12 protein-coding genes and 1 pseudogene are annotated in these 16,245 nt (G+C 35.9%); 3 read left to right on the forward strand and 10 right to left on the reverse strand.

Features of this window, described 5'->3' with window-relative positions; genetic code table 11:
* Window positions 1-67 precede the first annotated feature (67 nt).
* Window positions 68-631 carry a DJ-1 family glyoxalase III gene (locus tag F557_RS0100715; RefSeq protein ID WP_019000351.1) on the forward strand — a complete coding sequence of 188 codons (564 nt, stop codon included), beginning with the start codon at window positions 68-70 and terminating at the stop codon, window positions 629-631.
* Window positions 632-946: 315 nt separating this feature from the next.
* Here the strand turns inward: F557_RS0100715 and F557_RS0100720 are convergent, their stop codons facing one another.
* The 9 genes from F557_RS0100720 to F557_RS0100760 all read right to left on the reverse strand — a co-directional run bounded on the left by F557_RS0100720 (window position 947) and on the right by F557_RS0100760 (window position 12,747).
* Window positions 947-2,407: an oligosaccharide flippase family protein gene (locus F557_RS0100720; protein ID WP_084761319.1), complete on the reverse strand. Its 1,461-nt coding sequence runs from the start codon at window positions 2,405-2,407 to the stop codon at window positions 947-949.
* Entirely contained in the window at window positions 2,385-3,431 is a 1,047-nt protein-coding gene (locus F557_RS20835; RefSeq protein ID WP_019000353.1) for an FkbM family methyltransferase, read from the reverse strand. The genes F557_RS0100720 and F557_RS20835 overlap by 23 nt, the downstream gene beginning before the upstream one ends.
* A 366-nt stretch (window positions 3,432-3,797) precedes the next feature.
* Complete coding sequence (locus tag F557_RS21635) at window positions 3,798-4,772, reverse strand: glycosyltransferase (protein WP_026297661.1); 975 nt, start codon at window positions 4,770-4,772, stop codon at window positions 3,798-3,800.
* Window positions 4,773-4,878: 106 nt separating this feature from the next.
* Window positions 4,879-5,997 carry a glycosyltransferase family 1 protein gene (locus tag F557_RS0100735; RefSeq protein WP_019000355.1) on the reverse strand — a complete coding sequence of 373 codons (1,119 nt, stop codon included), beginning with the start codon at window positions 5,995-5,997 and terminating at the stop codon, window positions 4,879-4,881.
* A 76-nt stretch (window positions 5,998-6,073) separates the two neighbouring features.
* Window positions 6,074-7,432, reverse strand: coding sequence for an O-antigen ligase family protein (locus tag F557_RS0100740; RefSeq protein ID WP_169335143.1), 1,359 nt, complete (start codon window positions 7,430-7,432; stop codon window positions 6,074-6,076).
* Window positions 7,433-7,559: 127 nt separating this feature from the next.
* Window positions 7,560-8,534, reverse strand: coding sequence for an NAD-dependent epimerase/dehydratase family protein (locus F557_RS0100745; protein ID WP_019000357.1), 975 nt, complete (start codon window positions 8,532-8,534; stop codon window positions 7,560-7,562).
* An 18-nt stretch (window positions 8,535-8,552) separates the two neighbouring features.
* On the reverse strand, window positions 8,553-10,034 hold the full coding sequence (locus tag F557_RS0100750) for an exopolysaccharide biosynthesis polyprenyl glycosylphosphotransferase (protein WP_019000358.1): 1,482 nt from the start codon (window positions 10,032-10,034) through the stop codon (window positions 8,553-8,555).
* 458 nt (window positions 10,035-10,492) lie between these two features.
* Window positions 10,493-11,977: a tRNA uracil 4-sulfurtransferase ThiI gene (thiI, locus tag F557_RS0100755; protein WP_019000359.1), complete on the reverse strand. Its 1,485-nt coding sequence runs from the start codon at window positions 11,975-11,977 to the stop codon at window positions 10,493-10,495.
* Window positions 11,978-12,045: 68 nt separating this feature from the next.
* Entirely contained in the window at window positions 12,046-12,747 is a 702-nt protein-coding gene (locus F557_RS0100760) for an FKBP-type peptidyl-prolyl cis-trans isomerase (protein ID WP_019000360.1), read from the reverse strand.
* Window positions 12,748-12,949: 202 nt separating this feature from the next.
* On the opposite strand from F557_RS0100760, the gene F557_RS0100765 reads away from it, so the two are divergent.
* Together F557_RS0100765 and F557_RS0100770 are read left to right on the forward strand one after the other, a co-directional pair.
* A complete protein-coding gene (locus tag F557_RS0100765) occupies window positions 12,950-14,881 on the forward strand; it encodes an ATP-binding cassette domain-containing protein (protein WP_019000361.1) in 1,932 nt (643 codons plus the stop codon).
* Window positions 14,881-15,735, forward strand: a complete 855-nt coding sequence (locus F557_RS0100770) for a 23S rRNA (adenine(2030)-N(6))-methyltransferase RlmJ (RefSeq protein ID WP_019000362.1) — start codon at window positions 14,881-14,883, stop codon at window positions 15,733-15,735. The genes F557_RS0100765 and F557_RS0100770 overlap by 1 nt, the downstream gene beginning before the upstream one ends.
* A 115-nt stretch (window positions 15,736-15,850) precedes the next feature.
* Here F557_RS0100770 and F557_RS18270 read toward each other — a convergent pair.
* A pseudogene (locus tag F557_RS18270) lies at window positions 15,851-16,245 on the reverse strand (IS1634 family transposase); the annotation flags it as partial.

Here is a 16,245-nt window from a genome sequence, read left to right on the forward strand (position 1 = left end):
ATCTACCAAAATGAGTACAATCTGAACAAACCTCCCGCACATTTCCAAAAAAAGAAGGAAAACATATATGACAAATGTCCTTATCATACTTGCCGATGGAGCCGAAGAGCTGGAAACCATTTCCGTGTCAGACATTCTCTCCCGCGGCGGAGTTCAGGTAACCCTGGCCGCCCTTTCAGACAAGAACAGCACTGAAATTACTTGCGCCCACGGGACAGTAATAAAGGCCCCCTGTCTTCTCTCTGCAGTAAAGGATCAGGAATTCGATGCTGTAGTAGTTCCCGGCGGTTATCAGGGATCTCTCAACTGTCAGAAATCCACACTCGTAAAAGAGATTCTTAAAAAACAGCAAAAATCCGGTAAGCTTATTGCCGCAATCTGCGCTGCTCCAGGACTGGTACTGGCCCATCAGGGAATTATCTCTGATGAAGAAGCTACCGGATATCCCGGAACCACCGAGGGCATCAAAAATCTTAACGCTACTGCCGGCGTGGTAACTGACAAGAAGCATCATCTGATTACAGCTCAGGGACCGGCTTATGCCACTGATTTCGGTTCGGCGGTGCTTACTGCACTGAAAAGTGCAGAAATTACAAATAAAGTAAGAACTGGAATGTTATTTAATAATTAGGTCCAAAGTCAGCATTTACTTTAGGACTTCTTATGATTGTGTGGTGTTGCTGATCAAATTAGTCAGACCGGGAATTCATCTTCCTATTGCGTCTAATGCAAACATTAAAGAAGAAATTTGTCCATAATGATTAATATTAGTTATAGTAGTAATTCAATGCTTATTATATAGCACCACTTAAAACTTATGCAGTAATCTAATTAATTAAACAAACTACAACAATGAAAAGTTTATAATTAAACATAAGATTATATAACGTGAGGCGATTTCAATTCAGCAGAATCATTGGTAGATAGTTAGAAAAACAAAAAATATTTAATCAAGCCTTATTTTTAAGATTTTTAAAAATTTGCCAAAACAATCAATAGCAATAGAATCTCTCATAACAAACAAGACGGAAAAATATATAAAAAAGCCTAAAAGGCATTGCATAAAAACAAAATATATATTAGCGTAAAGATATTTAAACAAAAAAATGCCAATGAACATAAGTACACAGGCGAAGATTTTCTTAAAAGAAAACTTAAACAATAAAGACCAACGAATAAGTTTCCTGCTTATATACATGTACAAAATTGAAACAATAAATTCGGAAACAAGAGAAGATACTATAGCTCCACTAACACTAAAAAATGGGATTAGTACAAGATTTAACAAAACATTAAACGAAATTCCTAAGCAAACAATACGATTAGTCAATGAAATTCTTCCACTTGGTGTGACGTATTGAAGGCAAACAAGATTACTGATACTTATAAAAAAAAGAATTGGGCTCATCATGCAAATCATATCAATAACATCATAAAACTTCTCACCCAAAAACAATAATACTACATTATCAGAAACAGCAATAAGACCAACTATTGCGGGATAAACCAAAAATAGCACAAAATCCAATGATCTATGAACTTTTTGCTCTATCTCATCTAATACCCCCTTGTTAAAAAGATATGACATTCTAGGAGCCATAACACTATTGAGTGTTGAAACGATGGCAACGACAACAATGATAATATTTGCAGTTTGCTCAAAAATACCATTATCAAATTCGCTATTCGTAATTAAACCAATCATAATTTTGTCTATCACAATAGACAACGATAATGATATAGATGGAATATAATATTTGAACGACTCCTTTATGTAAAAAGAAGGACAGGGGTTAATATTTTTAAATTCTACAATTTTAGATATCTTTTTAAAATTGAACCACAATGATATATTACCACACAAATCTGAAACACATAAAATCAGAAGGTATAAAATAAGATCGTTTTCAGATGTCACAAATACAAAAATCAACAATAAAACAGAAAATTTGATAACAGCATTACGTAATAAAATCTTTGAAAAAAATTCAAAACCAATATAAAACCAAGTAATGTCAAAAAACGATGCAAATATGCTTAAAGATAGAATAAAAAAATATAATTGATATTTATCAACTAAGAGAACAAAACCAAACCACAATAACAAAAATGAAGAAATCAAAATAAAAGAAGATATTAAAACACTCCAAAAAACAGTAGAATAATCAAGTACTTTATCTCGATTTCTAGCAATTTCTCTTTGTGCCAAAGTAAACAATCCAAAAGTAGCCAATATGGTAAAGAGTAATGAATATGACATTGTATAACTTTTGATACCAACATTTTCCGGTCCTAATACTCTAGATATGTACGGGATTGTAATACAATGAGAAGCTATTATTATGAATTTATTTAATAGTAGATACAGGTAATTTAGTCTTATACTATTCATAGTGGATAATATCATTAAATGGTATTTGACAAATTAATAAAGTCCCAGCAATTATATAACCATCATCGGCTTTATAAAGAGAGAACTGATATCCCAGATTTAACTCGTTAATGATGTTGATTATTTGAAAATAATCAAGTGCACTATGGTAAATACTAATAACTAAAACAGGTCGTTGTTGCCTAATTGTATTAATAGCCCCTCGTAAAAATGTTTGTTCATACCCTTCCAAATCCGTTTTGATAAGACCAACTTTGATATTATTATCATCAACAAATTTATCTAAAGTGATTAAATTAACAGTTTCAATATTTTTATCAGCAACAATATCATCACTACCAGATAGAAATTTACCCATTCCTTTACCAATAAGAGATTCCTTAGAAATTTTATCTCCGAGTGCCATGTTAACAGGAATAATTTTAGAAGATTTATTTAGTGCAATCGTCTCTTCTAGTAATTTAAAGTTTGACCGCGATGGCTCGAAGCCGTAAATTTTAGAAACATTAGTCAGTTCTTTTTCAAATAAAATACAACTATCGCCAATATAAGCTCCAGCATCGATAACACTCTTATCATTCAGATAATTTTTATTAACCAAGTGCAATCCATACTTGTATATAAATGTACTAACTTCAAAATCATTAATTGGAAGAAAATAATCTTTGTAAGCGTAGCAATTATCATTTACTTTAATAATACTAGTTTGGAGTCGTACATTCGCATCAATAATTTTTGCTACCTCATCAGAAGTAAAAATATTGATATTTCGTGACAATGTGTTATTTAGTAAAAAAACTCGCCCAATGCATTTAGATGCAATCTCAATACTCTTTTCATCTAAAAGATTAATTAACTTAAAATACGCTTCGTAGAAATCTATAGTTGACGACGTTTTAATAAAATTGGCATCCCATTCACATCTACGATAATTTGCAACGTTTCCATATCTATGATTATACTCAAAAAAAGGAGACCTACGCCCCAACAAGCATTTAACTTTATTTTTAACTAATTGAAATATTTTATATAGAAACATGCAAAAGCTCCAAATAGAAATTTAGTTAAAGGAATATATAAATGCCTAAATACCTGCTTATATATGAGCCAAGTAAAAGTCAAAAAGAGAATTTTGCAAGAAAATGAATTGCAAAAATAAAGACTTTGCTTCTTTAAATTTTAAATAAGAACTTAAAACTAAACTCACGTATAACACAAAAATAATATAAAAGAATAAAAGTAGATCCTATATAAGCGTATATGGATATATACAGTATTTTATATTATTACATCACAAACCGTTAAAAAATAATAAATGATTATGAGTAAAAACTATTACAAAAAAGTGCTAAAGTTGTTAAAAATTGTACTCAGTGTATTTATAAACATGTAATAAAACATAATATTAAAACACATTATTTTTGTAGAGAAATACCAAAAATCTAAACAAAAAATTAGGCAATGGTAAGGAAACTAATTCAAACATAGTTTCAGAAAATTTAACGTGACGACATTTCCAAAGGTCATAAAAAGATTTTAAATTTTTATTATGATACCACGTTTCTCGAGCCCCACCCCAGGCCAAAGCATTAGAAATAAAAGCATTGTTATCATTAAACATCAAGTTATCATTAAGCCAATTTAGTCGATTATTAGTAACAACAATCCTCTTTTCATAATATGATTTTTTATCAGTAACTCCAGACAACACGAGAGTCTGATTATTATTATGTATTCTGTAATAAATTAATTGCTTTTGGAGTGATACTACTAACCCTTTATTAGAACAATAAAGAGCTAAATAATGATCATGAACCATATATGGACAAAATGGCACCGCCTCCTTAGCAACCGAAGCCCTGACTAACATTGTACATCCAGCAATGAAATTAGATACCAAAATTCTATGAGACAAATTATAACCAGAATAAAAAACATGATGACGTCGTACTTGAGTAATGCTACTTGCTTTAAGGGAACCATTAGCATCTATGATATACATATCTGAGCATACTAGAAAGGCAGCCCTATTTATTATTTCATCGCATAAAATGGATAACTTTTCAGGTATCCAAATGTCGTCCTGATCACAATAAGCAAAAAAGTCTCCTTCTGCTAATTTGGTCAACATTTCAAATGTTTTGGTCGAGCCAATATTCGATTCATTACGGGATATAGAAAAATTAAAATTAGTCACGCATTGAGTAACAAGTTTAACAATTTCATCAAACGGTACAGTTGGAGAACAGTCGTCTATTATATATAAACTCAATCTAGGATAATTTTGATCGTTTAACGATTTTAATTGATCACGTAGCCAATTTAAGTTGGGTTCATAAATTGCCATTAATATCGAAATAAGTGGTTTAGTATTAGACATAACGAATAACAGAAACTAACGGTATATTTAATTTAACATAATTAACTTATTATAATGATAATCAAAAATTAATAAAGTTTTTAGCATGCATGATACTATGACAGATTTATAGAGCATTAATTAATTTATCATAATAATCTTCTAATTTTTTGGCTTCCTTTTCTATATTAAAACCAGCATTAGATAGTTCTATAGAGGTATCACGCCGTCTTATATTCTTAAATTTCAATAACGATTCCTTCCAATTTTGAATTTGATCAAGTGTTAATATTAAAACATTCTCATCAACAACAACTGCTTCGATTGGAATCTGATCTGAAAAAATACACGGTAATCCTGCTGATTGAGCTTCAATTCCTACCATTCCTAACCCCTCAGAATAAGAAGGTAAAACAAAAGCATCCATTGCTTGATAAAGCATTGAGATATCATCCCTAACACCTAAAAAAACAACATTGTTATCCAAACCTAAGATTCTAACTTTATTCTTGATTGTTTCCATTAAACTGCCAATACCAACCAATACCAATACAGAATCTTTTTCATAATCATTAAATTCTTTAAAGAGATCAATAATAAATTCATGGTTTTTCACATGCTCAAATCTTCCTACATGTCCAATTACGAATTTATTATTCAAATTTAATTCTTTTCTAATTAAGAGTCTAACATTCTTATCAAATCGAAAAGTATTGATATCAATAGCATTATTAATAATTTTGACTTGGTCAAGATCAACTGCTTCTCTACCAAAAAGCCACTTGGCGGCAGCATAAGAACAAGCAGCATAATTGGTTGCAAAACATTTGGCAAATGGTCTCAATAAGTACTTGATTATATTCCTAAAATGTTCTCCTTTACTAGAAGTACTATGGTTATGATTAATACGTATAGGGACGCCAGCTAACCAAGCACAAAATAAAGAGATTGGAGCAAGGGTGTTCATACTAGAATGAACAATTTGATAATTATTCATTTTCAGTAGTCTTGTAAGTACAATAATATGTTTTATCAAGTTTTGGTATGGTGGAATTATATAATATCTTGCACCTAAATTAATCAATTCTTGTTTAGGCGAACATTGCCCATCTGAATCAATGATAAAATCAAACTGATACTTACTGTGATCAATGAATTTATAATAATTATTAACAACTGACTCCACCCCAGCTGCATTTAATTTTCCAATAATATGAGCAACTCTGATTGGTCTATTAGATTCCATATAAAGAACTATCCAATTCACTCTAGTACAAGGTTATTTTAACTCATTTAATACAATCAAATGATTTTCTAATAAGCTATGATTGCCTGCTCGAATATGAAAGACCTAACAAAATCCAAAAATATAAATATGTCTCAAAGATGTTACAGTTGAAGAAAGCCTGAGTCATATAACATAGTAGAGTAAATAAGCAAATAATTTTAAATTGTTTAAAAATCTCATTTCTTGAATATAGTATCGATTTGATTGATTTAATTATGCACGTAGCATACAATATCATGTATGTAACAAAAGCAAATATTCCTTGTGTAACAAAAATATGTAAATACTCATTATGAGCAAAATTAACGATCTGCGGAGATTCCTGCATCCTGGGATTAGTCAAAAAAACATCAATAAAATTACCAATGCCTGTACCAGTCAAAAAATTAACATTCACCAGATACTCTATTGAGAACCTCCATACCTGACCTCTCAAGGAACCTAAAGTATCTATATTTTTATTTGATGATAAATCATTTATATCACTTGAGAATTCACTTAAACTGGGTATTAACAATTGAGGAAATGCCAAATAAACTACTAAGAACGATATTATTGATATAGCTATTATCACAGGAATTTTATTTAAATTTAACTCAGGCAAGCTAATATTTTTTTCAAAAATATTATTTCTCAACAAAAATATAACAGCTCCCAGCATTATTAAAAAAAACAGGATTGCCGTAACACCTAAAATTCCTAGTCGCGTTGATGAACATAAAGCACAAAAAAACATAACAAAAATCAAAAAAATCCATTTATAATCGAAAATCGGAATCTTTTTGACAAAATATGTTACACATGCAATTGATGTTACAATTGTTGCCAAACCGGCGTAAAAATTACAATTTGATGTTAAACCATATATACATCTCAATTGTTCATGCATTTCCTTGTTGTTATAACTATCATCAGATATTCTAAAACCGAACAGTTGGAAAACACCAAAAAAATTATGAATTAATCCAATTGTAACGAAAGCAATAATTATAAATTTTGCATCACTTGACATGTTGATCTTAGTTGACGAATAAAACAGAAAAAAATATGCATAGTAATGAAAAACTTCTTCAACATGCCCAGATATTATAAAAAAAGGAATCGACTGCGTAGGATTTGAAAAAGCAACGGATGTTCCAGCAAACAATATTAGGAGCAAGCATACAATTGTCAAAAAATCAAATTTCTTATCAATGAAAACATTCAAGATAAAGACACTAATACCTACAAATCCGAGAAATGTAAGATATGCTCTTTCAAAAACAAAAGGAACATTATAGACTAGCTCTCCAAAAAGTTCTGATAGTGGTATAAACAACATGGATACTACAACTAATGTAGTATTAAAAACTGACGAATTTATTATTGTACCAACTCTACTACCTAGTTCCATATAATTACCATTTAACATCTTAACACACTTTTGTATTAAACAACTTACTACCAGTCAATGATAATACAGTAATATATCAATAATCGAGAATACTTGTATATATATTTCCATATTCAATAATATTTTACTATAAATCGGTATTACTTATGTAGTCAGCAAGTCCATCTTTGAATGAATACAACATATTATAACCTGAATTTTGGAATTTATTACCTGAAATATTTGTAGATGTTATTAACTTTTTTACTCGCTGCGGGTGTATCCCAACAGATTTACCAAATAATGGTTTCAGTATAACGGCTGCTGTTAGCATAATGAATGCAGGTAGTACAAAAATTTTTCTTTTTATTCCCAATATTTCTTTCGTAGTTTCGCATATCTGTTCAATTGTGTACGCTGGTTCATAAGTACAATTATAAGTTTCAATCATACCAGGCTCTATTGATTTAGTTAAATAATTCATAAAATTAACTAATTCTTTTACGTATATACATGCCTTTATTGTGTCCTTCCTTCCCGGATAAATAAAATAATTCTTTTTAATTGCTTTTATCATTCTGTTAAAGTTGCCATTCTCGCCATCGCCAAATACAACACCCGGGCGTAGTATAATGAGCGAACGATGTTTCCTATCAATTAACTGCCATTTCTCATGAATACTTTCAGCAATCGCTTTGCTTATCCCGTACGGAGTATTTGGTGTAAGCAGTGTATTTTCAAACTTTTTCTCTTCTGATGAACCATATACTGCTATTGAACTAGTGAACAAAATCATGTTTATATGATTTTGTTCTGCAAAATCCACAACATTCATTGCTCCTTTGATATTCGTTTCATAGTAATCGAAATCTGGATATCCTGGAGTTCTGTGGATCGCAGCAAAATTAAAAACCACGTCATTAGCACCAGCATTAAATGAGAAAGAAATTTTATTCCTCACATCACTATTAATAAATTTGATTCTATCATTATTTATTAACTCTTCACTTGGTTCTTTTATGTCAACAATGTAAATCAAATCGCTTTCGCACAACGACAATAGCAATAATTTAATAAGATGAGTACCTATAAAGCCCGAACCACCAAAAACAATATAATTCATTATTTTTCCTTTTATCGGCTAGTATGAATTTTTATGGTTAATAACTACTTTAATAGTTTTAAGTATTATTTCAAGATCTGTCTTTATTGACCATTCTGTTATGTATTTTCTATCCAATGCAACTACATCATCAAAATTAGTAATTGCATTTCTCCCGCTAACTTGCCACATTCCCGTGATCCCTGGTTTGATAAACAGTCTCGATTTATGGTATGGACTATATTTTTCCCATTCATCCAAAGTGGGGGGGCGTGTACCAACGATTGACATATCGCCTTTCAGAACATTAAAAAATTGTGGGAATTCATCTAAACTGTATTTTCTAAGAAACGAACCAATTCCTTCAACATGTTGACCATTCGTGAGCACTCTATTTCCAATAACTCTTGGATCAAACATCATTTTAAACATCATTCCATCTTTAACAATGTTTTGAGCCAGCAATTCTTTCTTCCTTTCCTCAGCATCAAGATACATAGTTCTAAACTTGTAGAGATTGAAAATTTTTCCATGTTTTCCAATTCTTCTTTGTTTAAAAAATATTGGTCCAGGAGAATACTTGTAAATCATCGGAGCAAAAATGACAAATAACACAGCAGTGATACCACACCCTACTAAAGCTCCTATAATATCAATCAATCTTTTGCATAATGATTGCTCGTAGCTCATATAGTTTAGTGTAGTCGTAATCGTTATATATGAACCAATCCTGTTTGTGATTTGTTTAAAATTCTTTTTGTAAAACGAATTTGTCAGCGCAAAATGAACAGTAGTTCCATTATATGTTTGGTCCTCTAATATTTTTGAAAGTTTTTCTGAAATATTATCCGACACTACTAAAATTTCATCAATCCAATCATTGTTATTCTGTACTAAATAATCATCTATCAAACCATATTCTATCCTATTATTTGTATCACGTTTTACTTCACCCGAAGCACTCCTAGTTATGACATTATTATCCAATAATAACAGATCAATAATTTTATAATTACCAAGCACACCTGAACAGCATTCTTTTTTTAAAATATCAAAATAATCATTGTTAGTTAATATTAGTAATGATTTATTGTCTTGAATATCGGTTTTTATATATTTAAGAATTTTAGTATATAAATATAATGTAAAAAAATTAAAAATAAAATAAAAACACGGAAAATACAATGAAAAAATTACTCGAGAATAGTTTATTCCTTGCTGTGTACCAAAGAAATAAAAAATTGCAATAGTGTCAACGATTACCACCTGTTTAAGATTATTTATCAAACGATCTTTTAGAGTTTTGTTTTTATAATTTGCAAAAGGCTGGATTACTATCGCAGATAGTATAGCCCCCATCGTTATTATTACAGATATATTTAAGTATCTCGTATTGTTGTAAACTAATGAATTATCTATATGAATATAGTAAGATAGCATTAACGCTAAATGCAACGACACTAAGTTAAATAAAATCAGATCAATATTCTTGATCCAACCTTTTGCTTTTCTATGATACATTTTTCACTATTCTATCTTTACACTTATTGTTCACGTAAACAATTCACTTCTACCAATACCATATTTATATAATAATTTTATAAAATCTGCACTCTTATTCCATAACACCTAAACAAATCTATCAATCCCCTTCTCTTAATTATAGCTTTTAAAACTATCTCTCATTAAAAGTAATCCATGCATACACTTTAACTACAAATAACAGAAATGATAATACTGACACAATCTTAACAAAATCATGATTAAGTATATCAATATTTCGAACCATAATAAAAATAAGATTTTTGCCTCAAAGTAAACATTACACTAATTTTACCTATCCTGTTTCTCACTACTACAATTGAAGTTATTAACTTCAATCCTCCTAAATGACAATGTTTTTTCTCACATCTTCAATTACTATGATTTTTTGCCAAGAAACGTTTGTAAATTAGTATACCGGCACACTCACAATGTTTTTAGTTACATACTGAACAGTAAGCACTTCCCGGAACATAAACCTTCACATTTTTGAACCCTTTTTCAACAAGATGAGCTGCTTGAGTTCTGCTCATAACCCCGTTTTTGCAATAAAGAAGATAGGTTTTTGATTGATCCAATCCCGGAAACCCTTCGCTTACCTTAAAAAACGGCATTTCAATAACCGGAACTGAAGCCTTAATAGGATCGTCCCGAGCTTCATCGGGAGCTCTGACATCAAGTATTACATCATTTGGCCCGGTTACAGAAGTTTCCTGAACTGTACCTTCTGAAGCCTTTTCCTCAGGAATATCCTTAATATCCATGACAACCGCCTCAGAAACAGCCTTTTCTAGCACCCCGGAAGCTATTTTTGATTCTTCTTCCTCCACCATACGAAGGTCGGCATGGATAGTCGGACGGTCAGAAATCACCCCGCAGTACTCCGGCATGCTTTCAGCGAAGTGAACTGTTCCTATTTCCCGGCATTTATCAATTATGTCCTGCTTATCACTAACAATAAGCGGTCGCAATATGAGCATTTTAACAGACTGATCAATAACGCTGAGATTGGCTAATGTCTGACTTGAAACCTGTCCCACACTTTCACCGGTAACCAAGGCAGAAATACCATACTTTGCCGCAATCATCTCCCCGGCCCGCATCATCATTCTTTTAAGTATAACACCTCTGACGCTGTGATCGGTTTTTGTAAGAATTTCACCTACCACTTCCGCAAAAGGAACCGCAATGAATTTCACCCGATGCGATGATCCGTACCGGTTCCAGATGTAGTAGCTTTCTGCTTTAACTCCGGTCTCATGCAAATCCCCGCCCATGTTGAAAAACAGATAATGTACCCGGGAACCTCTCTTTATAAAGAGATATGAGGAGACTCCGGAGTCAAAGCCTCCGGAAATCAGGCTCAAAACATCGTCCTGCGTTGACAGCGGATAGCCGCCTAGTCCCTGATAATGTCCGACAACAAGATAGATATCATTATTGTCGATTTCAATTTCAATCTTAAGATCCGGATTTTTTAAATCCACACCGCCATGTTCAAAATTGTCATTCAGAAGACCTCCGACATGCCGTTCTACATCAATGGAGGTAAAACTGTGCGTTCCCCGGCGCTTGACCCGAACGCAGAAGGTCTTTCCTTTGAGCTTTGCCCCCCAGATTTCCGCAGTTTTTTCGTAAATGTCATCCAGAGAGGAAAAAGGAAAGGGAGATACCGCCAGCACCGCATGAATTCCAGGAATTCTGGTAAGGATATCCACAATGTGCTCATTTGAAAGATCCCCGGCGGACTCCGACTCGTCAATCCTGACTATGAGCTTGTCCCATTCATTTCTGATTTTTACAGAAATATTTTCTCTTCTGAGGACGTTACGGATATTACTGTCAAGAACCTTGATCATCCGCTTTCTTACGGACTGACTCTTAATGATAATTTCCGGGAAAACCTTAATAATATATTTCATAGCAAACCTGTGAATAATCAAAAAACCGGGAAATCCCGGCTTTCATCTATTTCTGACGCAACCAAATACTATTGAGCTGACTTCTCGCCGTCATCATGATGATGGCAGCGGCACTCATGTTCATGTTCATGTTCATGTTCATGTTCATGTTCATGTTCGTGCTCGTGATGATGACAGCATTCATCATGTTCATGATCATGCTCACTGTCATGATGGTGATGACAGCAATGATGTTCCCCGGTCTCACCGTCATCATCATGATGATGGCAGCAACAATGCTCGTGGCCATCATGCTCACAGCAATGTCCGTCAACATGCACATGGCCATGGCTAATCTCAGATTCGGTAGCTTCGCGGACTTCAATCACATCCACATGAAACTGCAGGGTAAGGCCGGCCAAAGGATGATTGCCGTCAACCACTACGTCATCACCGGAAACGGACTTGATAAAAATTGGCTTCTGTCCTGCATCGGTATCCGCCAGGAAGGAATCTCCGATATGAAGCTCCATATCGCCGAACATGGACTTATCCACAGTCTGCACCAGGGCAGGATCCCTGACTCCATATGCCTTCTCCGGGACAACGGTAACGTCCACTCTGTCTCCGGCCTCGTGTCCTATCAGGGCCTCCTCCAGCCCCACAATTATCGCGCCATGTCCGATAAGCACCTGCAGAGAATCCTGATCATTTGTGGTATCAAGTACCTTGTTGTCCTCATCCGTAACAATATAATCAATGGTAACAACCGAATCTTTCTGAACCTTCATATAAATCTGACTCCTTAAACACCTTACCGCCATTGGATTATATCATGCACAGAAAAAATCCACCCCAAAAAATGGATTTCAGACTTTTCCCACATACGATTTTCAGCTTATCCTAATTTACTCGGTTTAGCATCCTTTACGTTATAATTAACGAAATTATTTAACTATCTCATATTAACCCCTTAACAGAGCATTTTTCTTCATGCTAAATATCAGTAACGTAGAAATCATGCGGGGAGTCAAGGTACTCCTTTCCGAATCGTCCGCCTGCATTTTCCCCAAACACCGCGCGGGGCTGGTCGGAAGAAACGGATCCGGTAAATCCACCCTGTTTTCGCTAATCACCGGAGAAATCCTTCCGGACAAGGGAGAAATTTCGGTTCCCCGGGACTGGACTATAGCCGCGGTTGCCCAGGAAACCCCCGGTTTGGATCAAAGTGCCTTCGACTATGTACTGGACGGCGATAAAAGATACCGGGAGCTGGAACAGCAGATAAAAATAGCAACAGAAAGCAATGACGGAATGCGCCTAGCGGCCCTTCAGGAAAAATTTGAGGAATCCGGAGCCTATACCATAAACTCCAGAGCCGGGGCCCTGCTTCTGGGCCTCGGATTTGCCATGGAGGATTTTCAGAAACCGGTAAAGGACTTCTCCGGCGGCTGGCGCATGCGGCTTAATCTGGCACAGGCCCTTCTCTGTCCTTCGGATCTGCTTCTTCTTGACGAACCAACTAATCATCTGGATCTGGACACGGTCATGTGGCTGGAGGACTGGCTTAAAGGCTATCAGGGAACCCTCCTCATCATCTCCCATGACCGGGATTTTCTGGACAACATCTGCACGGAAATCATCCACATAGACAACCAAAAACTCGTGACCTACGCGGGCAACTACTCGCAGTTTGAAAGCGAAAGAGCCCAGAAAATTGCCCTGGAAACCGCCATGCTTGAAAAGCAGCAGAAAAAACTGCAGCACATGCAGAGCTTTGTGGAACGATTCCGCTACAAAGCCACCAAGGCAAAGCAGGCCCAAAGCCGGCTCAAGGCTATCGAAAAAATGGAGAAAATTGTCGTAGCCCAGGCTGACTCTCCCTTCTCCTTCTCATTTGCCAGGGGAGACAGTCTTCCGGACACTCTGGTCAGAATGGAGAATGTAGAAGCCGGATATGGCAGAACCGTAATTCTAAGCGATATCAAGCTTAACCTAAGACCAGGATCCCGTATCGGTCTTTTGGGAAGAAACGGTGTCGGGAAATCAACCTTTATAAAAACACTGGCCGGAGAGATTCCGCCGCTGTCAGGTTCTCTCAGTATTTCCAAAGGGGTAAAAATCGGATATTTCGCCCAGCATCAGCTTGATTACCTGGATCCTGATGGCACACCTCTATCATTGCTTACACGCCTGGCTCCCGATAAAAGAGAACTGGAGCTGAGATCGTATCTCGGGGGCTTCGGCTTCGGTGGCGACAAGGCCCTGGAACAGGTTAAAAGCTTCTCCGGTGGCGAAAAATCCCGGCTGGCTCTGGCACTTATTGTCTGGCAGAAGCCCAACCTCCTGCTTCTTGACGAACCCACCAACCATCTGGACCTGCAAATGCGAGAAGCCATTGTAATTGCGCTGGCGGATTTTGAGGGAGCTCTTATCGTGGTATCCCACGACCGGCATCTTCTCAGAACCACCACAGACGAGTTCTATCTGGCCAGCGAAGGCCGGGTTCGACCCTTTGACGGCGATCTGGACAGCTATCATGAATACCTTACCGAACTGGATCGCAAAAAGCGCGAGGTGCTTCTAAAGGAAAAGGAACTTAAAAAGCACGAGAAGATTCAGAATCCGGGAATCAAATCCCGGGAGCAGAAAAGGCAGGATGCCGAAAAAAGACAGATCCTGAGGCCCCTCAAACAGGAGGTTTCAAAACTGGAAAACGAAATGAATCTCCTTAATGCCGAGAAGGAAGAAATTGAAAAGGCTCTTTCAGACAACACCATCTATGAGGAAAGCCAGAAGGAAAATCTGAAAACCATGCTGGCCAGACAGGCAGACAACCAGCGGAAACTGGAAGAGACAGAAATGACCTGGCTTGAAAAGAGCCAAGAGCTTGAAAACATGCAAAAAGAACTGGAGATATCCTGATGCTCAGCTACCGCCACGGCTTTCATGCCGGAAATCATGCAGATGTTCTAAAACATCTTGTACTGTCATTAATTCTCAGATGCCTTAAAAAGAAGGATAAGCCCTTCTGCTACATCGATACCCATTCAGGAGCCGGGGGATACTCTCTGGAAAGCGAGTACAGCGTGAAGACCGGAGAGTACCATGACGGCATCGAAAAAATAATAGCAAACGTTCAACTCAGAGAAGCGGTACCGGAATATTTTGAAGTACTTGACCGGCTGAACGCCAGAGAAAAAGCACTAAAGTACTACCCCGGGTCTCCATATATCGCCGCATCCCTTATGCGGGAACAGGACAGTCTGGAGCTATTGGAGCTTCATCCCAATGAGTACGAAAACCTGAAATACAACATGCATTTTGCCAAAAACGCCCACGTGCACCACCGAGATGCCCGTGAGGGACTTAACGCTCTTCTTCCTCCAAAAATTAAAAGAGGCCTTGTTCTTATCGATCCCTCATATGAACTCAAAACTGACTATCACGACACGGTGAAAATGGTTAAGAACGCCTGGAGCAAATTTCCCAACGGGATCTATGCAGTATGGTACCCGGTTTTGGGAAAGGCCATAGACGAAAGCTGGAATTTCACCAGAGATCTCGCAAAAATCGGAGCCCCCGGAACCCTGAAAGCTGAGCTTTGTGTCAGAGAAGCGGATCCCCTGCGCGGCATGCACGGTTCCGGGATCGTAATCCTGAACGCCCCCTGGGGACTTGACAAGGAGCTTAATGAGATACTCCCGGAACTGCTTAAGAATCTTAAACAGGATGATCACGGAAAATATGTTTTAAACTGGCTTACAGAGGAGAAATAGTTAAATCAGCTGCGGAAGTAATAGTAATATGACCTAATGCTATGCATTCAACTTACATTTCGCAGTTGAAGCTGGTTAATTTCCTATTGCCTCAAAAATGATAATTTTTTAAAAATTATCCACCATAGGTTTTCTGGTATCTGCTCCCCAGTAATTCCAGTATTTGGCAGGCCTGATCGCTAATGTGAAAGAACAGCCTTTCCCTATTTTCCAGAAGGACAGTGAGAACGGTGCTGAATATCTGGAACACGTACCGCATTGTTATTTTGTCAGTGAGTTTTCCTGTCTGACTTTTGAGCATAACGTTTGCAGTTTTCATAGCATTCCGTAACTTCCATTCCAGTCCGCTGAATACCGCAAGGCCCAGTGTCATAATCATAAGAAGAGCCTGAATATGCTCGTTTTTGGATACGAATATTGAATCTGCAAAAAACTCCGGATCCTTCAGAAATCTAAATCCCCTCTCTACTTTGTTCTGGGATTTGTACTGCTTCAGAAGCTCTTCGGGGG

Origin of the sequence: Succinimonas amylolytica DSM 2873 (assembly GCF_000378405.1) — a bacterium.
GTDB classification, from domain to species: domain Bacteria; phylum Pseudomonadota; class Gammaproteobacteria; order Enterobacterales; family Succinivibrionaceae; genus Succinimonas; species Succinimonas amylolytica.

Bases quoted from the DNA above. Each gene is read 5' to 3' on its own strand.
- F557_RS0100715 (WP_019000351.1), top strand. From the start codon at position 68: ATGACAAATGTCCTTATCATACTTGCCGATGGAGCCGAAGAGCTGGAA.
- F557_RS0100720 (WP_084761319.1), bottom strand. From the start codon at position 2,407: ATGATATTATCCACTATGAATAGTATAAGACTAAATTACCTGTATCTA.
- F557_RS20835 (WP_019000353.1), bottom strand. From the start codon at position 3,431: ATGTTTCTATATAAAATATTTCAATTAGTTAAAAATAAAGTTAAATGC.
- F557_RS21635 (WP_026297661.1), bottom strand. From the start codon at position 4,772: ATGTCTAATACTAAACCACTTATTTCGATATTAATGGCAATTTATGAA.
- F557_RS0100735 (WP_019000355.1), bottom strand. From the start codon at position 5,997: ATGGAATCTAATAGACCAATCAGAGTTGCTCATATTATTGGAAAATTA.
- F557_RS0100740 (WP_169335143.1), bottom strand. From the start codon at position 7,432: ATGGAACTAGGTAGTAGAGTTGGTACAATAATAAATTCGTCAGTTTTT.
- F557_RS0100745 (WP_019000357.1), bottom strand. From the start codon at position 8,534: ATGAATTATATTGTTTTTGGTGGTTCGGGCTTTATAGGTACTCATCTT.
- F557_RS0100750 (WP_019000358.1), bottom strand. From the start codon at position 10,034: ATGTATCATAGAAAAGCAAAAGGTTGGATCAAGAATATTGATCTGATT.
- thiI (WP_019000359.1), bottom strand. From the start codon at position 11,977: ATGAAATATATTATTAAGGTTTTCCCGGAAATTATCATTAAGAGTCAG.
- F557_RS0100760 (WP_019000360.1), bottom strand. From the start codon at position 12,747: ATGAAGGTTCAGAAAGATTCGGTTGTTACCATTGATTATATTGTTACG.
- F557_RS0100765 (WP_019000361.1), top strand. From the start codon at position 12,950: ATGCTAAATATCAGTAACGTAGAAATCATGCGGGGAGTCAAGGTACTC.
- F557_RS0100770 (WP_019000362.1), top strand. From the start codon at position 14,881: ATGCTCAGCTACCGCCACGGCTTTCATGCCGGAAATCATGCAGATGTT.